General features: G+C 47.3%; 14 protein-coding genes. 2 read left to right on the top strand and 12 right to left on the bottom strand.

What is annotated here, in order from left to right; genetic code table 11:
- Window positions 1-71: 71 nt before the first annotated feature.
- The 5 genes from ABDW16_RS07780 to ABDW16_RS07760 all read right to left on the bottom strand — a co-directional run bounded on the left by ABDW16_RS07780 (window position 72) and on the right by ABDW16_RS07760 (window position 5,664).
- Window positions 72-503: a DUF3276 family protein gene (locus ABDW16_RS07780; RefSeq protein ID WP_343668855.1), complete on the bottom strand. Its 432-nt coding sequence runs from the start codon at window positions 501-503 to the stop codon at window positions 72-74.
- Window positions 504-662: 159 nt separating this feature from the next.
- The gene (locus ABDW16_RS07775; protein ID WP_343668854.1) at window positions 663-2,459 is read right to left on the bottom strand and encodes an ABC transporter ATP-binding protein; all 1,797 of its coding nucleotides are present in this window, start codon (window positions 2,457-2,459) and stop codon (window positions 663-665) included.
- 96 nt (window positions 2,460-2,555) lie between these two features.
- Window positions 2,556-3,485, bottom strand: a complete 930-nt coding sequence (locus ABDW16_RS07770; protein ID WP_343668853.1) for a phosphoribosylaminoimidazolesuccinocarboxamide synthase — start codon at window positions 3,483-3,485, stop codon at window positions 2,556-2,558.
- Between the two features lie 103 nt (window positions 3,486-3,588).
- A complete protein-coding gene (locus tag ABDW16_RS07765; protein ID WP_343668852.1) occupies window positions 3,589-4,959 on the bottom strand; it encodes an exonuclease domain-containing protein in 1,371 nt (456 codons plus the stop codon).
- A 129-nt stretch (window positions 4,960-5,088) separates the two neighbouring features.
- Window positions 5,089-5,664 carry a DUF4142 domain-containing protein gene (locus ABDW16_RS07760; RefSeq protein ID WP_343668851.1) on the bottom strand — a complete coding sequence of 192 codons (576 nt, stop codon included), beginning with the start codon at window positions 5,662-5,664 and terminating at the stop codon, window positions 5,089-5,091.
- Between the two features lie 319 nt (window positions 5,665-5,983).
- On the opposite strand from ABDW16_RS07760, the gene ABDW16_RS07755 reads away from it, so the two are divergent.
- Together ABDW16_RS07755 and ABDW16_RS07750 are read left to right on the top strand one after the other, a co-directional pair.
- On the top strand, window positions 5,984-6,556 hold the full coding sequence (locus tag ABDW16_RS07755; protein ID WP_343668850.1) for a TetR/AcrR family transcriptional regulator: 573 nt from the start codon (window positions 5,984-5,986) through the stop codon (window positions 6,554-6,556).
- 36 nt (window positions 6,557-6,592) lie between these two features.
- Window positions 6,593-7,609 carry an alkene reductase gene (locus tag ABDW16_RS07750; protein ID WP_343668849.1) on the top strand — a complete coding sequence of 339 codons (1,017 nt, stop codon included), beginning with the start codon at window positions 6,593-6,595 and terminating at the stop codon, window positions 7,607-7,609.
- Window positions 7,610-7,820: 211 nt separating this feature from the next.
- On the opposite strand, the gene uxaC is transcribed toward ABDW16_RS07750, so the two are convergent.
- Genes uxaC through ABDW16_RS07715 form a run of 7 tightly spaced genes read right to left on the bottom strand, consistent with a single transcriptional unit; the run spans window position 7,821 to window position 21,048 of the window.
- Window positions 7,821-9,245, bottom strand: a complete 1,425-nt coding sequence (gene uxaC / locus ABDW16_RS07745; RefSeq protein WP_343668848.1) for a glucuronate isomerase — start codon at window positions 9,243-9,245, stop codon at window positions 7,821-7,823.
- A gap of 22 nt (window positions 9,246-9,267) precedes the next feature.
- Window positions 9,268-10,923 (bottom strand): altronate dehydratase family protein, encoded by a 1,656-nt coding sequence (locus tag ABDW16_RS07740; RefSeq protein WP_343668846.1) that lies wholly within the window; start codon window positions 10,921-10,923, stop codon window positions 9,268-9,270.
- The gene (locus ABDW16_RS07735; protein ID WP_343668845.1) at window positions 10,920-12,341 is read right to left on the bottom strand and encodes a tagaturonate reductase; all 1,422 of its coding nucleotides are present in this window, start codon (window positions 12,339-12,341) and stop codon (window positions 10,920-10,922) included. Before ABDW16_RS07735 ends, ABDW16_RS07740 begins: the two co-directional genes overlap by 4 nt.
- 9 nt (window positions 12,342-12,350) lie before the next feature.
- Complete coding sequence (locus ABDW16_RS07730) at window positions 12,351-14,240, bottom strand: glycoside hydrolase family 88 protein (protein WP_343668844.1); 1,890 nt, start codon at window positions 14,238-14,240, stop codon at window positions 12,351-12,353.
- 1 nt (window position 14,241) lies between these two features.
- Window positions 14,242-16,428 carry a glycosyl hydrolase family 28 protein gene (locus ABDW16_RS07725; protein WP_343668843.1) on the bottom strand — a complete coding sequence of 729 codons (2,187 nt, stop codon included), beginning with the start codon at window positions 16,426-16,428 and terminating at the stop codon, window positions 14,242-14,244.
- 10 nt (window positions 16,429-16,438) lie between these two features.
- Window positions 16,439-18,073 carry a RagB/SusD family nutrient uptake outer membrane protein gene (locus ABDW16_RS07720; protein WP_343668841.1) on the bottom strand — a complete coding sequence of 545 codons (1,635 nt, stop codon included), beginning with the start codon at window positions 18,071-18,073 and terminating at the stop codon, window positions 16,439-16,441.
- Between the two features lie 17 nt (window positions 18,074-18,090).
- Window positions 18,091-21,048: a TonB-dependent receptor gene (locus tag ABDW16_RS07715; protein ID WP_343668840.1), complete on the bottom strand. Its 2,958-nt coding sequence runs from the start codon at window positions 21,046-21,048 to the stop codon at window positions 18,091-18,093.
- Window positions 21,049-21,138 lie beyond the last annotated feature (90 nt).

Below are 21,138 nucleotides of genomic sequence, written 5' to 3'. Positions count from 1 at the left end.
AAAAACAAAAAAACCTCCGGAAAAATCCGGAGGTCGTATAAGAAGTTTAAGAAGTCAATATTAACCTTCCATTACCACTTATCCACATCTTCACTATGTGAAGCAGCAGATGCAGTAGCGGCAGGTGCGGCAGCAGCTTCAACAGCGGCTTCCACAGCATCAGAAGTTCCTTCTGCGCCTTCTCCATCTTCATCATCACGTACATAGTCGTGATTGTAGGCATCAAAATCGAAGTCGGGCATCAACTCAGTCTTCACATAGTTGATGGTCTCTGTTAATGCATTCAGGAACTTGTTGAAGTCCTCCTTGTACAGGAACACTTTGTGCCTGTCATAACCATTGTCATTAAAGCGTTTTTTGCTTTCTGTAATGGTCAGAAAGTAATCATTTCCCCGAGTGGTCTTTACATCAAAGAAGTATGTCCTTCTTTTGCCCGCTTTCAATCGTTTAGAAAAGATACTGTCATTATTTCTTTCCTGCTGATTGGTATTTTCGTACGCCACAGTTGATAGATTTAAGTTGTTAACGAATCAAATCCTTTTTCCAATAAGCAACAAATATACTATTGTTTTACAAATATCAAAATAATTTTAAATGATTTTGAAAAATGATAGAAACTCAGCTTAGGTACTGGTTTTCAGGCATGTATAAGATTTTGATCCTTATTCTATTACAGATTCATCATCGCCTGATTGCTGGCGGGCGTACAATTCTGCGTAATAACCGTTTAATGACAATAATTCATCATGGGTGCCGGTTTCCACGATTTTTCCATCCTCCAGAACGATGATTTTATCAAACTCAAAAAGGGCAAATATGCGGTGGGTAATAATTATAGCGGTTTTGTCTTTCAGATAGGCGTATAGATTACCAATGATCTCTTTCTCCGTACGGGCATCTACAGCCGACAAACAGTCATCAAACACCAACAGATTCGGATCTTTGATCAGACCACGGGCTATGGAGATACGTTGTTTCTGACCCCCACTTAAGGTTACCCCCCGCTCCCCTACTATCGTATTGAAGCCTTCCGGGAACCCCAGGATGTCTTTTTCGACAGATGCCTGACGGGCCGCCCGGCGCACTGCCTCTTCGTTGGCCTCGGGGGTACCAAAACGGATATTGTTGGTTATCGTATCTGAAAACAGGAATACATCCTGTGGTACATAACTGATCTGCGTACGTAAGTCTTCCAGTTTCAGGGTTTTCAGGTCCATACCATCCAGCATCACCTCCCCTTCCTGCGGATCATACATGCGAATGAGTAACTGCGCCAGGGTAGACTTGCCCGAACCGGTACGCCCAATGACGGCTACCTTCTCGCCCGGTTTTACAGTCAGGTTAAAACCCTGGATCGCCTGTATACCTGTATGCGGATAGGTGAATGATACATTTTTGAAAACCACTTCACCTTTTACATGTATCGATTTTGCATCCGGCCTGTTATAAATATGAGGCTTAATATCCAGGAACTCATTCAACCGTTTCTGACTGGCTGCTGCCCGCTGTATCATGCTTGCCACCATACCTATGGAGAGAAATGGGAACATGAGCATGTTTACATAAATCACAAATTCAGCAAGGTTACCTACGGTGATATTGCCATGTATCACCTGGATGCCACCGATAAAGATGGTGAGAAGTACACTCAAACCAATCATCAATGCCATGCTGGGTTGAAAGAGCGCATCTGTCTTTGCGAGACTTACAGAACTAACTTTGTATTCTTCGCTGGCTTTTTCAAAGTGGCTGATCATGCCTTCTTCCTGTACGTACGATTTAATGACCCGGATACCGGAATAAGACTCCTGTGCGATGGAAGTGATATTAGATAATTGTGCCTGGATCCGTTCACTCTTTCTGTGAATGATGTGGTTCACATAGTATATGGTGAGTGCCAGAAAAGGCAGTGGCGACAGGGTATACAAAGTTAGCAACGGGTTTACATCTATCATGAGATAAACGACGATCACGAGCATGAAAATGGTGCGGGTAGCGTACATGATAGCAGGGCCTACATACATACGCACACGTGATACATCTTCTGTGATACGGCTCATGAGGTCACCCGTGCGGTGCATCTTAAAGAAGTTGAGGTCCAGCAGCTGGTAATGCTGGTAAATTTCGTTCTTGAGGTCGAATTCAATGTGGCGGCTCATGACGATGAGCGATTGCCGCTGAAGGTATAAAAAGAAGCCGCTCAGCAAAGCGAAGATGAGCAGCATGACGCCGTAGAAGGCGAGAACTTTGGAAAAATCGGAATGGAAAATGGTTTTGAGGCTGGTATCACTGATCAGGTGATAGTTGTTGAGGTTCTGGGCCAGGAGATCGAAGATCTGGCGGACCATGATAGGCTGAAACACGCTGAATACGATGGAGATTACTGTGCAGATTAATCCAAGCAGGAAGCGCCATTTATAGCGAAGGAAATATTTATTCAGTACGGCAAGGTGTTTCATTGGTCTATCGGTCGTAAATATCCTTTAAGCAAATTTTCCGTTTGTGCTGCAGCAGTGTTATGAAAAGGAGAGGTTTCCCTCTCCCTTTCTCATCACTTATAAACTTTTCAGCGTTTCAATAATCTTCTTCTCGCTCTCTGCTTCGCTTACGTTTTCCTTCACAAATTTCTGCCCGGTGATATTTTCGAACAGTTCGATGTAACGGTCGCTTACGCTGTTGATGAACTCATCGGTCATTTCAGGCACCTGCTGGCCTTCTTTGCCCTGGAATCCATTCTGCATTAGCCATTCGCGTACGAATTCTTTAGAGAGCTGTTTCTGTGGTTCACCCGCTTTTTGTTTTTCTTCGTAACCTTCTGCGTAGAAGTAACGGGAAGAATCAGGCGTGTGAATCTCATCGATCACGTAGATGGTATCTCCCAGTTTACCAAATTCGTATTTGGTATCTACGAGGATCAGGCCACGTTTAGCAGCCATTTCTTTACCGCGTTCGAAGAGTGCCAGTGTGTACTTTTCCAGCTTTTCGTAATCTTCTTTGCTTACAAGCCCCTGTGCGATAATTTCTTCGCGGGAGATGTCTTCATCGTGCCCTTCGTGCGCTTTGGTCGTTGGGGTGATGATCGGGGTTGGGAAGAAGTCGTTCTCTTTCAGACCTTCCGGCAATGTTACGCCGCAAAGTTCGCGTTTACCGCTTTTGTAAGTTCTCCAGGCATGGCCGGTGAGGTTACCACGTACCACCATTTCTACCGGGAAAGTTTCACATTTTAAGCCAATGGTTACATTTGGCAAGGGTACAGACTTTACCCAGTTAGGCACGATGTCCTTAGTAGCATCCAGCATAATAGCTGCTACCTGGTTCAGCACCTGACCTTTGTAAGGAATAGGACGGGGTAGTACCACATCGAAAGCGGAGATACGATCGCTTACGACCATTACCATCTCTTTGTCATCGATGGTGTATACGTCTCTAACCTTTCCCTTGTAAAAAGCCGTTTGCCCGGGAAAATTAAACTTTGACTCTAACATGAATTATTACCTATTAAAACAATTAACGAATATCCTTTTACATGGCAATTGCTGCCGGTTATGCATTCAGATGCGCAAAAATACTTTAGCCGGGATTAATTAACTAAGAAAACTTTAAAAGCCGGGAATTATTCGCGCCCGCAAATTGATGAATAAGATTTAAAATATATTCATTCTCAGGGTATTGTGTGATCCGGTCTTTCACGTCCTCTTCGGCTGTGATAGCAGTTTCGCGCGAAATGTAGCCCATACCGTAGAACTTCCCTTTTTCCATCAGAATATAGCTTTGTTCCCCCGCATCGCGGCCGGCGTCTACGATAATAAAGCTCGGCTGTTGCATTTGCATATGGATAATGGCCGCCTGTACCCGGAGGTTATAGTATTCCGGTGCTTCCTTTTTATCGCAGGCCCCTTTGCACTTGTGCCCTGCCAGCGGTTTGCAGGCCCCATCGCCCTTCTGCAGGAAGCAGAGACGCGGGCAGAGATCAAATTCGCGGATCAGCCCTTTGAGCATGGTATGCCCCTGTACCAATAGCGGGAATGAGTGCAGTGGCCGGGTATACTTGCGGCGGCGTTCGATCACGAGGCGCAGGTAACCCAGCTGGTCTTCAAAAGTGTAGAAGCCGTATTTGAATTCCACATTCTTCTGACTCCTATTATATTTTGGCCACAGTCGTTTGATTTCAACGCTTTCGAGAATATTGGCCATCAGTTCAGTACCGGTCACTTCGTGAGAGATACTGTAGATGTTGCGCAAAAACTCCTGGCGCTGGCGGCTGGGATTATTGCCGGTAAAGTGGCTGTTCACCCGTTTTTTCAGGTCTTTGGCCTTGCCCACGTAGATCACCTTACCTTTCTGATCATGGAAGTAATAAACGCCCGGATTAGACGGTAATTTCTTCACCTGGTCAGGAGGCAGGTTCGCTGGCAGAAACTGTTCCTTGCTGGTGGTTTTGAGTGCTGCCGAAATAGCATTGTTCGTGTCCAGGCTCAGGTAGAGGCCGAAGAGACGTACCGTGGCAGCAGCATCGCCAGCAGCGCGGTGACGCTGTTCTACTGTGATTTGCAGCGAGCGACAAAGATTACCGAGACTATAGCTGGGTAAGCCCGGAACTATTTTACGACCAAGGCGTACGGTACACAATTTTTTGGTGCGGAGGTCATAGCCTGCCTGCAACAAATGGTATTGCAAAAATGAATAGTCGAAATTGACGTTGTGAGCAACGAAGATCTTGTCTTTTAACAGAGCAAACACTTCGCCGGCTACATCTGCAAATTTGGGAGCGGTGGCTACCATATCGTCCGTGATACCAGTGAGCGATTGGATATAGCGGGGAATGGGTACACCGGGATTGATCAGCGATTGGTATTGCTGAACAACCTGAGATCCATCGTAAATAAATATGGCGATTTCGGTGATGCCATTAGCACTGGCGTGCCCACCTGTGGTTTCGATATCGACAATAGCGTACATAACTCCCTTACTCCGGAGACAAAGATAGGGGCTGCGCCGCAATTATAAAAAAGAGTTGTTAGCCACCGGGCCGACATTCCCGAATCCAGCACAAATGAAACCACCCTGGCAACTAACAACTCCAAATTTTTACTTACTTTTCTTCAGCGTGCTATCCAGTGTTTTTACATGCGTCTGATGCGCCTGCAAAGTAGGCAGTGTTTTCGTTGCAAAAGCTTTTAGTTCCGGATCAGTCAGATCAGTGCTCGCTTTCTGGAACAGGTCCACGGCATCATTATGATCTTTTACCATCGCTTCTACATAAGCCTTATCGAAATCTTTACCCGTCTTTTTGCTGATGTCATCTATGTTTTTCTTATAGTCTACACCCACGCTATCAGGTAGTGTGATATTCTTAGCGGCTGCAATTGACTTCAATTCATCAGCAGCTTTCGTGTGGTCCGTTACCATTTGTTCACCAAAAGCCTTTACCTGTGGATTTACCCCTTTCTCCTGTGCAATCTTACCCAGGGCTATTTCTTTCATCCCGGCATCGGCAGCTTTTACAGCAAAGTCAGATGAATTCTGGTCTACTGGAGCAGTTTCCTTGTTTACAGCCTGCGCACTGTCTACAGCATCTTCATGCTTTGCTCCTGTATTTCCACCGCAGGATTGTAATAACCAAACGGTCAACAGCGTGGCAGCTACATAACTTAATCTTTTCATGAGTAACTTTTTTGGTTTAAACAATTGCAGAGAGAGAGGCAAAAAAAGGGCCATTGCCCCCGGGCCGGTTGTGAGAGTTCCATGGAGACCTTATTGGGAGAGGATTTTTCTAAGACAACCTCTACTATAATGATTTTCAAATAATTGTGTACCTGTTTCTACAAATATGGAACTGCCCCTTTCGGTAGTGTGTCAGTTTGATTTTGATATAGCCGGCCGCAGGCAACTGCACGAAAGATTCAGGTGATTTTGGAATAATGCATTACCTCTCTTTCTTTTTTTTGGAACATTCATTCTATAATTATATTTTTGCATCATCATGGCACGTAACAAAGCATTCGATCCTGAAGAAAGGCTGGAAAAAGCAAGAGACCTCTTTTGGCAAAAGGGGTACAATGCGACCTCCATGCAGGACCTCGTGGATGGCATGCAACTGAACAGGGCCTCTATATATGATACTTATGGCGACAAGCACGCCCTCTTTCAGCAATGTCTTTCTAACTACGCCAAACAGGCGTTAAAAGATTACAAACAGTGCTGCCAGGTCTGCTCCCCGATCGCCGCTGTTGAACACATTGTACGCAAAGCCATTGCAAACAGAAAAGAAGGCCAGACCTGCCTGATGGTAAAGACTTCCTTTGAACTGGCATCTATGGACCAGGAAATCAAAGACCTCGTCAAAAACCAGGCGCTGGATCTGATCTACGTGCTGCAGGAACTGCTCGAAAAAGCTAAACAGGCAGGAGAAATACCCGCAGATAAAGACCCTGGCGTGATGGCCCGCTTCCTGTATAGCAGCTTTAGCTCACTGTGGATGATGGATGTGTTATTCAATGATAAACAGTTAATTGATCAGCTGACTGATCATATCTTAAGGAGTATCAGGCAATAAAAATTTTTTGACCATTTCCAGAACGATCATTCTATTATGTATCCGGCATTATTATCACAAGCAACTATAGGCAAATACGCCCTTTCTAACAAAGTCGTAATGGCGCCGACTGTAACAAAACGCCGTGTCAATGATGGCGTTCCGAATGAGCTGATGGTGGAGTATTACAGCCGCCGGGCCGGTGCCGGACTGATTATCGCAGAAGGCACCAGCCCCGTGGAAAGCGGAATGGGGCATGCACACATGCCCGGGATTTATAGCAAAGCACAGGTGGCAGGATGGAAAAAAGTAACGGAAGCCGTGCATGCAAATGGCGGTAAGATCTTTTTGCAGATCATGCATACAGGGCGGATCTCCCACCCTGCTAATATGCCTGCAAAAACCAAAATTGTCGCACCTTCTGCAATTGCTGCCAATGGACAGATCTGGACAGCGGCACATGGTTACCAGCCTTATGGTACACCCAAAGCGATGAGTACTGCTGAAGTCCAGGAAATGGTACAGCTGTACGTAAAGGCGGCGAAACAGGCTATTGAAGCAGGCTTTGATGGCGTGGAACTGCATGCGGCAGATGGATACCTGATGGAACAGTTCCTGCACCCGGATACGAATCAGCGTACGGATAAATATGGCGGAAGTATTCCGAACCGGGTACGTTTTATCCTGGAAACAGTAGCAGCGGTGAGTGCGGCAATTGGAAAAGACAGAACAGGCATCAGGCTGTCTCCCTACAGTAAGGTGAACGACCTGCAGCATCACGGACAGATTGATGCAACTTACGAATACTTAGTGGATGCGTTGGATACGTTTTCACTTTCATATATACATATCGTAGATGGGCATAGTTCAGGAGAACCGGAGATACCAGCAATTTTGCTGGCAGGAATCAGGGCGAGGTTTAATGGCCCGCTGATACTAAATGGGAATTTCGATGCACTGAAGGCAGAGAATACTTTGCGGAGTGGGTTAGCAGATTTTGTTGCATTCGAACAGCCTTGTAACAGCGGGGTAAAATTGTCCGGTCCGCGGATGAGCGCGGACTGTTTATCATAAATAATGTTGGGTTAGTGAATGGGATTAGCTTAAAAGAACGGAGACGCCGGCGCTGCCGGCAGGAATCAAAGTGAGGTAGAATGGCCCGCTGTAATGGCGGGAAAAAATTGCCCGATCCGCGGATATGAGCGCGGATTGTTTATCATAAATAAGATTGCTTGCAGCGAAGGAGAACTCCGGCAGCGCGATTGTGCCGCCGGAGTGTGTTTTTTTATAAAGCAGGTACTGCGGCTTGCTGCCAGCTGAAATACTGCTGTGCATTGAAATAACAAATATCCTGTATCACCTTGCCTACCCAATCTATATCATTTGGCAACTCCCCATTCTCTATTTCCTGACCAAACAACTCGCATACTATCCTACGGAAATATTCATGTCTTGGATAAGAAAGAAAACTCCTTGAATCTGTGAGCATCCCTACAAAACGACTCAGCAATCCCATATTAGACAATGCATTGATCTGCTTAATCATCCCATCCTTTTGATCCAGGAACCACCATGCAGAACCAAACTGCACCTTCCCCGCTACCGATCCGTCATTGAAGTTACCAATCATTGTCGCGAGCAGTTCATTGTCTGAAGGATTCAAATTATAAAGAATCGTTTTTGCCAACTGATCCTGGCTATCCAGTCTATCCAGGAATTTTGCCAGTGCCCTCGCCTGGGAGAAGTCACCAATAGAATCCCAACCTGTATCAGGGCCTAACTGCCGCATCATGCGGGAATTATTATTACGCAATGCGCCCAGGTGATACTGCTGTACCCAACCTTTCTCCCAATCCCAGATAGCCAGCTGAAATAATAAAGCAGATTTAAACTGACGGATTTCCGTGTGCGTCAATTGTTTGCCACTTCTTACTTTCGCAAAGATGTTGTTGATCTCGGCATCAGTATAGTCATCTGCATATATTTCCTCTATACCATGGTCTGATACTGAACACCCCATACCGGCAAAGAAATCATGCCTGTTCTTAAGCGCAGCGAGGAGGTCCTGGTAAGTGGCAATACTTGTATTCGCCACCTGTTCTAATTTTTGCAGATAGGCATTGTACTTCGCCGGATCCTCTGCATTCATTGCCTGATCCGGACGAAACGCCGGCAGAATGGGAATTTCAAATCCTTCTTCTTTCAATTGTTTATGATATTCCAATGAATCTGCAGGATCATCTGTTGTACATACCACCGCTACTTTCATTTTGCGCAGCAGGTTACGTGTAGTATAATCCGGTGTTTGCAGCAGCTCATTGCAGGTAGCATAAATAGCTGCTGCCGAAGCCGTATTCAATATTTCAGTTACGCCGAAATAACGTTGCAGCTCGAGGTGAGTCCAATGATACAGGGGATTACGCAAGGTATAAGGAACCGTTGCCGCCCACTTTTCAAACTTCTCCCAGTCCGAACGATTGCCTGTACAATAACTTTCATGCACACCATTGGTACGCATAGCCCGCCACTTATAGTGATCGCCATATAGCCATGCCTGGGTAATGTTTTCAAATGCGGTATCGGCTGCAATCTGCGCCGGTGGCAGGTGACAATGATAATCAATCACAGGCATCTCCTTTGCGTAGTCGTGATACAATTTCCTGGATGTCGCAGTACTCAACAGGAAATGTTCATCTAAAAACTGCTTCATTATTGCTGATTAAAATGTTTTTTTATAATGAGACTCCTCTCTTCCAGGGGATAAAATCATCCTGTCCGTTCAGAACTGATTTGGCGGGCAATGTACCGCTGGCTACCTGGATCACATGTTCCAGTATCCGCTCCCCTGCCTGTTGAATGGTCTCTTCCCCATCTATGATTGTACCGGTATTAATGTCTATGATATCCGGCATCTTCTCAAACAATTTGGTATTGCTCGACAGCTTGATCACCGGCGTCACAGGGTTGCCGGTAGGCGTGCCCAGTCCTGTGGTAAACAACACGATGGTAGCACCGGCACCTACTTCGGCAGTCGTAGACTCCACATCATTGCCGGGGGTACATAGCAGGTTGAGGCCCGGTTTCGTTACCTGCTGGGGATAGTCCAGTACTTCTACTACAGGAGAGGTACCGCCTTTCTTTGCAGCGCCTGCACTCTTGATGGCATCGGTGATAAGGCCGTCTTTGATATTGCCGGGCGAAGGGTTCATATCAAAACCGGAACCGGCATCTTCTGCCCTGCGTTCATAGGTACGCATCAGGTCTATAAAGCGCAGTGCATCTGTCTCCTGTACACAACGATCACTCATCTCCTGCTCTACACCGCAAAGCTCAGGAAACTCAGATAAGATCACACTACCCCCCAATGCCACGAGCAGATCAGAGGTGTAGCCAATAGCCGGATTTGCAGAAATACCAGAGAAGCCATCGGAACCACCGCATTCAAGACCAATGGTCAGCTTGCTTAACGGAGCTGGCTGGCGTGTGATGGTATTGGCTTCTATCAACCCTGCAAAGGTTTGTTTGATCGCAGCAGCCACCAGTGCCTGTTCGGTTCCGATGGTTTGCTGATCGAGGATGTATAAGGGTTTACTGAAGTTTGGAGAGCGTTTATTAATCTCATCCTGCAGCATGGTGATCTGTGCATTCTGACATCCCAGGCTTAATACTGTAGCACCTGCTACATTTGCATGGGTGATGTAACCTGCCAGCAGGCCGCAGAGTGTTTGCGCATCCTGACGGATGCCACCACAACCACCTTCGTGTGTAAGGAATTTAATACCATCTACATTGGGGAAAATCTTTGGCTGCTGCCAGGCAGTTTCATTTTCTGTATAGACAGTTTCGATGATACTTTCTTTGCTGGCACCCTGCTGAAATTGCGTAGCCAGTTGCCTGGCAAAGGCCGCGTATTTTTTAGGACGACCATAACCTAATGCATCGGTGAGCGCTTCTTTCAACACCTCCACATTCCTGTTTTCGCAGAATACCATGGGGATTACGAGCCAGTAATTGCCTGTACCCACGCTCCCATCGGCACGATGATAGCCCTGGAAGGTGCGGTCTTTCCAATGGGCAATATCCGGCTGATGCCAGGCAGTTTTGCGTTGCGTAGCTAACTGAAAATCGCTGGCAGCATGTTGTACATTGTTTGTGCCAATCCTGGCACCGGCAGGCAGGTCTTGCTTTGCCTTGCCTACAAGCACCCCATACATGGTGATGGGGTCACCGGCTTTGAGGGCTGTTTCTGTAAATTTATGTTTGGCAGGCACGTCATCATACAGCGTGTACGACTGTTCATTATCCTGTACGGTTTCTCCTTTTTTCAGGTCGGTCAGTGCCACCACTACATTATCATGTGGGTGAACTTTTAAGATACTTCTTTTCATAGCACGGTTGTTTCTGCGGATACTCGTTTGATCAATGCAGCGGCTCCTTCATTGATTAAATTATTCAACATGACGGTGACTGCCTGCGCGAATCCTTTGTATTGGGTTAAATCTTCGCCCCATAATGCTTCGTTTTTCAGTACTTCCTGCACGAGCACATCAGGAGGTAATTGCTGCCATTGTTCTTTGAAATACCCCCCATGATCATCCTGGATGTTTTCCCGCATGGTCAATAAATAAGCGGCGAAACCCATCGCCATTAAAGCGGGTACTTCATGTACATGCTGGTAGTATTTTTTCAGCACAGGAATAACACGCATCTTCATTTTGCTGGTATACTGCATGGTAATACTGAGCCAGCGATGCTGAATATATGGATTGCGGAAACGATCCAGCACGCTTACAGCAAAGCGATGGGCAGCATCTTCACGGATGTCGATACCGGTAATAGCAGGCACAATTTCATGTTGCATGAGGGCAGCGATCACTGCTTCCATAGCAGGATCTTCCATGGCTTCCCGCACGGTTTCAAAGCCTGCAAGGTGTGCTAAGCCACAGGTGAGCGTATGTGTACCGTTTAGCAGGCGCAGCTTCAATTCACGGAATACATTGATGTCTGGCGCGAGAATGACGCCTTCATCTGCTTTCGCAAATGACAGGATCTGTCTCACTTTTTCACTATCTGTCTCTATTGCCCAGAGGCGATAGACTTCAGACATGATCATGAGCTGGTCTTCGTAGCCGAGTTGTTTTTCTATGGCTGCCTGTTCTTCTTTGGGCAATGCACCGGGTACAATGCGGTCTACGAGTGAGTTACAAAAGTAGTTGGCGGTTTCCAGCCAATGGATGAAAGGCTGTTCTAAGCTATGACGCCTGGCCTGTTCAAGTACAATATTTTTCAGTTTAGTGCCATTGTCGGGAATGAGTTCTGTAGGGATGATGACCATACCTTGCTGGTTGAACTGGTAGCGTTTCAGTAAAAACGCCAGCAATTTTCCGGGAAAGGAAGCGGGGGGCGCTGCATAAATATCATCATCTGTGAGACTGATCCCGACTTCGGTTGTATTGGAAATAATAATCTCCATGTCCGGGTTCTCAGCAGCCGCAAGTATTTCAGACCATTGCGCCGCTGCAGAAAGCACCCGGCTGATGGAGGAATTAATGATATATTCTGAAACACGCTGTCCGGCGTGAATACCTTGTATGCATTGTGTATAGAGATTATCCTGTGCAGCAAAGGCATCAGTCCCCCCTTTATCAGTCGATTTGATCACGACGATACGGCCATTGAAAATGCCGGCCTTGTTAGCTTTATCTATGAAGTAATCAGGGAGACCACGGAGCAGCACACCGGTACCAAATTGCAGGACCTTTTCGGGAAGTTCTGGCAGGGCTACGTGATTTTTAGACAATTGCATATACTTCTGTTATTTATGTTGAGTGGTCTGGCGAATCATCCAATCTGCCAGATCAGATGCTGCCTGATAATTTTCAAAATCGGGGGAAAGCCGGCGTCCATCGAGGTATTCATTGTAAAACCAGGGATCGCCTACGGCAAATACAGCTCCCTTGCCTACCTTAGATACAGCCATGATCACATCTCCTTTATCATTGAAGATGGAAGTAGCTGGCGGCGAGAGTTTCAGCGTTGATATTTCTTTGATATAGATCTTCTTTGTGTGTGCAAAAACAGGGTTGCCGGCAGGCAGGTATAAAGCGCCCTGTTCAAATTGTTTTCCTTCTACATGGTTGCGGCTGTCTTCATTGAAGTGGATGCCGAAGCGCGCTGTAAGGGTATTGAACTTTTCTATTTCAGAATTGCCTTTATCATTCTGCAAAATGATCAGGACACCACCTTTCTTTACCCAATCATAAATCACATCTGCATAGGCAGCTGTCATAAAGTTGGGTTTTGCGGTTTCCTTTTCTGTGTCAGGATCCACTATCAGGAAGATATTTGTCTTTGCAAGATTTGCGGCAGTAGGCGCTTCAGGCAGCATTGCGGTACGCGCACCTTTGTTGTGGAATATTTCGCCCCACAGGGAGTACCCCCCATTATCCATTTCATTCCATACATAATGCCAGGTGGTACCATCGCTTCGCACCTCATGGTTGAAGAAATTATCGATGGTGATGGTGAGCCCTTTGCCGGTTTTAGGAATGGCCAGCAGGTCCATTTCATTGGCAGCCTGCATATAAGCACCTACACCTTTGGGATCGTTCTGGATCACCTTTTCGCTCAGGTAGTATTCATAGCTGCCATCGCGGTAAGGATCGCCACCCAGGCCACCTACAGTAACAGTGCCTTCCAGGTTTACGCCGCCTTCGGCGGCAGGGCGAATGAATTGTTTATTAATACCGGTTATACCTTTTTTTGCAGTAGATAGATAGCTTTCCGGCAGGTAGCCTAAGCGAATCCCTTTGGCCAGTGTGTAGACAAACATACAGCTCACAGAAGCCTCCAGGTAATTCCCTTTTTTACCTGCTTTGTCCAGTATCTGGTACCATACTCCACTTACAGGATCCTGGTATTTCTTTACAGCCGCTGCATAGCGTTGTAAGATCTGTAACAGGCTATCTCTGCCCGGGTGGTTTGCAGGATAATATTCCAATACATCTACAAGTGCCATACCATACCAACCCATTGCCCTACCCCAAAAATTGGGGGAGCGACCCGTGGTCTTATCCGCCCATTTCTGCTGGCGGGATTCATCATACCCATGATAGAGTAACCCCGTTTTTGCATCACGACTGTTTGTTTCCATGAGCACGAACTGCCTGGTGATATCACGGAAGGCGGTATCCTCATGAAACAATGCAGCATATTCTGCATAGAACGGCTCCCCCATATATAAACCATCTAACCACATCTGGTAAGGGTAGCGCTTCTTGTGCCAGAAACCACCGGCGTTTGTACGCGGCTGGTTACGCAACTGTGCCCTTAGCTTTTCGGCAGCCAGTTTGTATTTCTCTTCATTGGTCACTTTGTAGAGCAACAATAAAGCCCGGCCGTTTTTGATATTATCTATATTGTAATCATCCTGCTTATAAGTGCGGATATTACCTTCCTTGTCAATGTACGTATCAATGCCCTGTTGAATAAACTGGAAATACCTGCCATCGCCGGTATTTTTCCAGAGCCCCGCAAAGCCTTCCAGTACTACCCCCTGGTCATAGGTCCAGTGGGCTCTTTTGCCGGTTTCCTGTAATGAGTCTTTCCATAATCGCATGACTGTGGCAGCCATCTGTGCAGATTGTGCATGACCCTGGATGGTGGCTGCTACTACTAATAGAAAAATTAAGCCTGTTCTTTTCATGTTAGTCTCCCATTTTTATTGCTTTGCTATCCTGCACATTCATTTTGCCATTGTCGGCAGTGAGCAGTTTTACGTTGGTCAGGTATATATTTTTACCTTCTATGCAATCACCAGCCTTGTCTGCTTTGATGGTAATATTATTCAGGTAGATATCACTGATGGGCATTTCAGGTAAGCCCCGGATAAAGATCGCCTTTGCCGCACCATTACACACTACATTGTTGATATGAAAATCCCTGAAGCGGGGCGTGGCTTCCGTAACCGGAATGGTTTCCACTTTTGGCGCTTCTCTCTTTTCACCTACCAGTACAACAGGATCTTTGGCCATGTAGTACATATCAAAGAGGATCGCTTCGGCAGGAATGTTTTCCATATTGATATTACTCACGTAGATCTTTTCTACAATACCGCCGCGGCCACGGGTGGTTTTGAAACGCAACCCGATATCGGTGCCTAAGAAAGAACAATCAGATACATAGAGATTGTTCGCTCCGCCCGACATTTCGCTACCGATCACGAAACCGCCATGTGCATGGTACACGGTGCAGTTATTGACGATAACATCGGCCGTAGGCACACCTCTTTTTCTACCCTGTTCATCCCGGCCCGATTTGATACAGATCCCATCATCTCCCACATCGAAAGTACAGCTTTCGATCCGTGCATAGCGACAGGATTCCAGGTCAAGGCCATCGCCATTCTGTGCATACCAGGGGTTCTTTGCGTATACATTCCGCAGGGTGATGTGCTCACACAACAAAGGGTGCAGGCACCAGGCAGGTGAGTTCTGGAAAGTTACGCCTTCCAGCAATACGTATTTGCAGGAAGTGATACTGATCATATTAGGGCGCAGAAAGTCTTTAATATCGTTGTAGTCAGCAGCCGTTTTACCGGGGGCAATCACACCCGCCTGCTGGGTCTTAGACCCCTTCTGTGACTTTTCGGAAGGATACCAGGTCTTCTGATCTTCGCCAGTGATACCGCCGGAGGTAGTGAGTTTTTTCCATTGGCTTTCTGTGAGTTTGTCCTTCTTCACAATGCGCCATGCATCGCCGCCGCCATCCAGGATACCTTTGCCGGTGATGGCAATGTTTTCTGCATTGACTGCCGAAAGGGGAGCCTGGCAGCGTATGGCTTTCAGCCCCTCGTAAGTGGTCTCTATTAATGGGTATTGGGAAAAATCGGTGGTAAACTGCAGGATGGCGTTGGGAGCCAGGTAAAGGTTCACATTGCTCTTTAATACAATCGGACCGGTCAGCCACAGGCCGGGAGGAATCATTACGACACCTCCGCCCCTGCTGCTACAGCTATCGATTGCAGCATTGATGCGCTGACTGTTGAGGGTCACGCCATCGGCTTTGGCGCCAAAGGCCGCGATATTCAGCGTATCTCTTCTGAAATGAGGCTCATATATCTCCGGCAGGTCAAAGCGGTATTTGCCTTCAAATTCCGTTTTGCGCAGGTACTGATCCAGCCCAATCTTTTTCTCATGAATCTCTTTTGCCACCAGGCCAGCTACGAGGGTAGCGCCGTAGGTGTTAAAGTGGGTATTGTCTGTCACGCCATCGGGCAGTTTTGTATAGTGCCCTGCCGGTGTGGTTTTAAAGAGCTTTTCAGAACCCTGTACGCCGTGTTGTACAATGAGCGCTTCGCTACTTTTGTGCAGGTCGATAAGGGGTACTTTGTACTGTGCAGCCAGTGCTCTCACTACGCCGGGATAGTCGCCATGCTGGTCTACGAAGTTACCTTTGTCATCAAACTTACGTCGCATCACGGGGGTAATGAGCACCGGGTTGGCACCTTTGGCGCGGGCTTCTTTTACAAAGCGCAGCAGGTTGTCTTTGTAAGCGCCATCAGGGGCTGCATAGCGGGTGGAATCCTCTTTTTTCTGGTCATTGTGGCCAAACTGGATCAGGACCCAGTCTCCCTGTTTTAACTGTGCCAATACAGAATCCCAGCGATGTTCATTGATGAAGCTTTTAGTGCTGCGGCCATTCACGGCATAGTTCTTTATTGCTATACCATCCAGGAATTGTGGGAACAGCTGCCCCCACCCCCGCTCGGGATTATCTTCCAGTGGTTTGTTTGACATCGTGGAATCGCCAATCAGGAAGATACGGGGTTGATCAGCCGGCATCCAGCTGATCAACGGTAACAATAATACCAGTAAATAACGTCTTATATTCATCTGTAACAGTTTATTGGTAGCCAGGGTTTTGAGTGAATTCAGCTTTGTTGGTCACGGCATCTATCTGATCCTGCGGAATCGGGCGCAGGGTATGATAAGACTGGAAGTGAGCAGCCGGATCGGGGCTGTAGTTTTTAATACGTTCTTCCAGTTTGCCGGTACGTTTCAGATCGAACCATCTTAACTGTTCGCCGGCCAGTTCACGTGCCCTTTCATCCAGGATGAAGTCGAGCGTGATGTCGGCATCAGTGATCACCATCTCTGCTTCATGACCGGCGATGGCGGCTCGCTTACGAATTACGTTGATGTAGTCGGCAGCTTTGCCACTGTTACCCAGTTTGAACTGCGCTTCTGCTGCGATCAGGTACATTTCGGCCAGGCGAATAATGAATGCATCGCGGGCGCTTTCTTCTTCATTCTGTGAGGCGCGGGTAGGATCATCAAATTTCTGTAGTGAAATATAGTGCGTACGATCTTTACCACCACCATTTGCAGCATAAACAGCATTCCTGTCGTATACTCTATATTTTTTGCCGGCGGTATCTGCGTTGGTCACAACATATTTAGTCACCACGATGGCAGTATCGCCCAGTTTCATACCAGCGGGCGCTGTGTTCAGGTTATTGCAATACCACACCTGTTTGAAGGTAGCAGCATAACGGGCATCTGCCTTTTCGTTGAACAGGTTCAGCAGGAAGAGCGATGGCATATACCTATTGAAAGGACGGCCATTTGCTACATCACGCTGCATACCTGGCAGGTCATCGTACTTCATAATGAACATGAGGTGACCATTATTGGCACCGCGGGAGTGGCCGTTGGGATACAGGGTGGCATCTACCCGGTCATCGTAGACCAGGTTTTTCATATAGTTCACAGCCCACACCACTTCCTTGTTCTGCAGGTTGCTCATGCTCCAAAGGTCGGCATATTTTGCCTGTAAGCTATACCCATAATTGTTAATAACAGAGTCAGCGAGTATGGCTGCTCTTTCATTGAGATTACGGGTCAGGCACATTCTGGCCAGGAAAGCCTGGGCTACAGGTTTTGTAGCGCGGCCATAGTCCGTTGTGGTAAGTGGCAGGTCGTTCACAGCCACATCCAGGTCACGGAATATCTGTGCATAAAAAGTATCTATGGATGTACGATTAGCGGTGGTTTGCACACCGGTGGTTTCATCGACAGTGAAGTGTACGCCGCCCCACATTTCTACGATATGCCAGTAATAGAAGGCGCGCATAAAGTGGAGTTCTGCATTGCGTGTCTTTTTCACAGCATCGGTGTAGCCAGCTTTGTCTATGCGGCCTATACCTGTATTGCACAGGTTGATGGCGGCATAGAGTTGTTTCCAGAGTCCACTCATCACGGTATTGCTGGCCTGTAAATTAATGTATTGGGTGATGTCGGGGTATTTATCCCCGGTACCGCTGGTCCAGAGGTCGGTACCCATTTCAGAGATGCTGTAACCTTCTTCTTTGCCATACCACCAGCGATTGTAGGTGTAGACGGCATTCACCAGTGTTTCAAAACCTTCGGGGGTACTGAATACCTGGTCGGTGGTGAGGCCCGATGGATTGTATTCTTCCAGCTGCTTGTTACAAGCGAGGCCGGTTAATAATATGAGGAGGAAATAGTAGCGTTTCATGGTTTACTTTTTTTGGATCAGAATTCTACGTTTAAGCCAGCGACATACATTTTCGTGAGCGGGTTACTCAGGTCTCCGCCTCTTTCGGGGTCATAGTCTTTCACTTTGCTGAAGGTGAAGAGGTTTTTGCCCGTTACATACACTCTCACATTGCTGAGGTGTACCGTCTTCAATGCGCCTGCCGGCAAGGTATATCCCAGTGAGATATTCCTGATCTTTACAAAAGAGCCATCCTTGTAGCCCAATGTTTTAATGAAGGGTGTACCATCTTTGGATACGCTGGAATTAGGTCTTGGATAAGCGTTGGTAGCATGATCCGGTGTCCAGTAGTCTAAAGGCGCACTGTTTTCCAGGCCCTGTGGGTCAAACTTGGCAGCGTATTCAGAGTAGATGTATTGGCCTATACGTGCAAATACATAGATGTTCAGATCGAAGTTGGCATAGCGGATGTCGTTGTTAAAGCCACCGCTCCAGGTAGGCACCTGTTTGCCCAATACAATTCTGTCCTGTGTGTTGAGGGCACCGTCGCCATTGATATCTTTTACTTTGATATCGCCGGGTTTGTAGCCAAATTTGGCTGCTTCTGTTGCTTCGTCTGTTTGCCAGATACCCAGTTTCTGGTAATCATAATACACTTTTACTGGGTAACCGATGAACCAGCCATTGGCCACATCGTTGGTATTGGCATCTGCCAGGGAAACGATTTCTTCTTTGTTTTTAGAGAAGATGATATTGGAAGTCCAGGTAAACTTGCCGGAGCTGATGTTCGTGGTATTAATGCCTATTTCAATACCCCTGTTGCGGGTCTTACCGATGTTCTGGATCACGGTAGTTACGCCGGAGGAAGAGGGTAAGGTTCTTTGCAGCAGCAGGTCTTTGGTATGTGTATCGTAGTAGTCGATGGTGGCGCCTATTCTGCCATTGAGCACACTGAAATCCAATCCTACATCGGCGGTGGCAGAGAGTTCCCATTTCAAGTTTTTATTACCAATCTGGTTCCCGATGCCATAAGCGAGGGCGGCATTGGTATCATCGTAAGAGAATGGAATCTTGCTCAGGTAACTGGCAGTGGAGTATGGCGATACCGCATCGTTACCGGCTATACCATAGCTGGCACGGAGTTTCAGATCGCTGAATACATTTTGGCCGCGCATAAAGGGTTCGTCACTGATTCTCCAGGCAGCGGCAGCAGATGGGAAGAACGCCCATTTATTGCCGGGGGCCAGTTTAGAGGAGCCATCAGAGCGACCGGTGAGGGACAGCAGGTATTTACCCCGGTAGTTGTAATTCACACGGCCGGTGAAGGAAATGAGTTTACTGGAAAGGTAGTTGGTACGGATGGCAATCCCACTCACGCTATTTGCGAGTGCGTAGTAGAGCTGCGAGGGCAACAGCTGTCCTTCTCCCTGCAGAAAACTGGAATCACGCTGGTCCGAGAGTAAGCTGGCCACACCGGTGATGCCGATGGTATGCTGTCCGAACTGTTGTGAATAGTTGGCTACGTTTTCCCAGCTCAGGTAGCGCTGTGCACCTGTGTTGTACTGGGAGCGGGAGGTAGAGGCGGTAGACCTGTCGATGGAATTTTTAGCAGCAAAGATCCCCTGGCGGGCATTGTCCAGCGTTACGCCCAGGTTTGAGCGGAGGGACAAGCCTTTGAGTGGTGTAAGCTCTACATAGGCATTGATAAACGTTCTGGTAACACGGGCATTGTTCTGGTAGATATTTGGCTGTTCATCTGCCAGCGGGTTGATGGCAGAGCCATTGTTGGGAAACAGTACAAAATTGCCGTTAGCATCGTACGGACCATTAAGGGGTACGATTTTGTTAGCCTGGTTTAAGGGGTCGCGGCGCGCATCCTGGTCGTAGTAAGTGATCTGGCTTTGCATACCAGCTTTCAGGATGTTGCTGATGGTCTGATCGATGTTCAGACGGGCACTGTAGCGACGGGTACGATCGAGTTTGAATAAACCTTTTTCATCAAAGTAGTCGAGAGAAAAGTAAACCTTGGTTTTGTCGGAACCACCGGTTACACCTACCTGGTAATCCTGCTGTAAGCCGTTATGAATAAGCAGGTCAGCGTAGTTGGTCCAGAGGTTGTTTTGAATGGCATTCACTTCGGCAGCGTTGAAGATGAGTGCATCGTCAGTTTCAGCATTCCAGCGGCCGGTGGTGTGGTAAGCTTCTCTTTTGAGCGCTACATACTGGGGGCCGGTCATCATAGTCGGATAGCCAGCTACTTCGTTGGAGCCCACGTAAGTATTGAGACTTACCTTGGGCTTTCCCTGCGCGCCTTTGCGGGTGGTAATGATGATAACCCCATTGGCACCTCTTGAACCATAAATGGCGGTGGAGGAAGCGTCTTTGAGCACTTCCATGCTTTGAATATCGTTGGAGTTGATGTCCTGGATGTTTTGGTATTGCACACCGTCTACAATGTAGAGCGGACCGTTGTCAGCGCGGATAGAGCGGTTCCCTCTCACAGTGACGTTGATCTTTGCGCCGGAGGCACCTGAACTTTTGGTAATGTCTACGCCGGGAAGTTTACCCTGAACAGATTCCATGACGTTGGTGGTAGGTACTTTCCTGAGCTCAGCGCCTTTCACAGAAACAACGGAACCGGTGAGGTCTCTTTTCTTTACTTCACCATAGCCAATTACGACTACTTCATCCAGTTGTTTGTTATCCTTTGTCATTGCGATGCTCAGACTTGAGTTTCCTTCAATATTGCGGGTGAGTGCTTCATAGCCCATGTAGGTGAATGTGAGCACACCCTGTGGATTGGGAACATTGATGGAGAAATTCCCAGAGGCGTCGGTTTGTGTACCGGTAGTAGTGCCTTTGAGTTGAACGCTTACCATGACCAGCGGTTCGCCGGTGGTAGCATCAGTGACTTTCCCTTTCACAATATGGGTTTGAGCAAATGCCCAACTGACAGTGCTGAGCACGAGCCAGCAAAACATCAGTAGTTTTTTCATAACGTATCTTGTTGTTGTGTGTTTTTCAAATGGGTTATCAAATCCGTAATGGAATACGCATTGCTACAGTGGCAATACAGGCAGGCACTG

The organism is Chitinophaga sp. (assembly GCF_039596135.1).
Taxonomy (GTDB): Bacteria; Bacteroidota; Bacteroidia; order Chitinophagales; family Chitinophagaceae; genus Chitinophaga.
Note: the sequence above shows the minus strand (reverse complement) of the source record. Positions and strands in the feature narration are given on the sequence as shown.

Coding starts and splice junctions, on each gene's coding strand:
- ABDW16_RS07775 (WP_343668854.1), bottom strand. CDS start 2,459: ATGAAACACCTTGCCGTACTGAATAAATATTTCCTTCGCTATAAATGG.
- ABDW16_RS07770 (WP_343668853.1), bottom strand. CDS start 3,485: ATGTTAGAGTCAAAGTTTAATTTTCCCGGGCAAACGGCTTTTTACAAG.
- ABDW16_RS07765 (WP_343668852.1), bottom strand. CDS start 4,959: ATGTACGCTATTGTCGATATCGAAACCACAGGTGGGCACGCCAGTGCT.
- ABDW16_RS07760 (WP_343668851.1), bottom strand. CDS start 5,664: ATGAAAAGATTAAGTTATGTAGCTGCCACGCTGTTGACCGTTTGGTTA.
- ABDW16_RS07755 (WP_343668850.1), top strand. CDS start 5,984: ATGGCACGTAACAAAGCATTCGATCCTGAAGAAAGGCTGGAAAAAGCA.
- ABDW16_RS07750 (WP_343668849.1), top strand. CDS start 6,593: ATGTATCCGGCATTATTATCACAAGCAACTATAGGCAAATACGCCCTT.
- uxaC (WP_343668848.1), bottom strand. CDS start 9,245: ATGAAGCAGTTTTTAGATGAACATTTCCTGTTGAGTACTGCGACATCC.
- ABDW16_RS07740 (WP_343668846.1), bottom strand. CDS start 10,923: ATGAAAAGAAGTATCTTAAAAGTTCACCCACATGATAATGTAGTGGTG.
- ABDW16_RS07735 (WP_343668845.1), bottom strand. CDS start 12,341: ATGCAATTGTCTAAAAATCACGTAGCCCTGCCAGAACTTCCCGAAAAG.
- ABDW16_RS07730 (WP_343668844.1), bottom strand. CDS start 14,240: ATGAAAAGAACAGGCTTAATTTTTCTATTAGTAGTAGCAGCCACCATC.
- ABDW16_RS07725 (WP_343668843.1), bottom strand. CDS start 16,428: ATGAATATAAGACGTTATTTACTGGTATTATTGTTACCGTTGATCAGC.
- ABDW16_RS07720 (WP_343668841.1), bottom strand. CDS start 18,073: ATGAAACGCTACTATTTCCTCCTCATATTATTAACCGGCCTCGCTTGT.
- ABDW16_RS07715 (WP_343668840.1), bottom strand. CDS start 21,048: ATGAAAAAACTACTGATGTTTTGCTGGCTCGTGCTCAGCACTGTCAGT.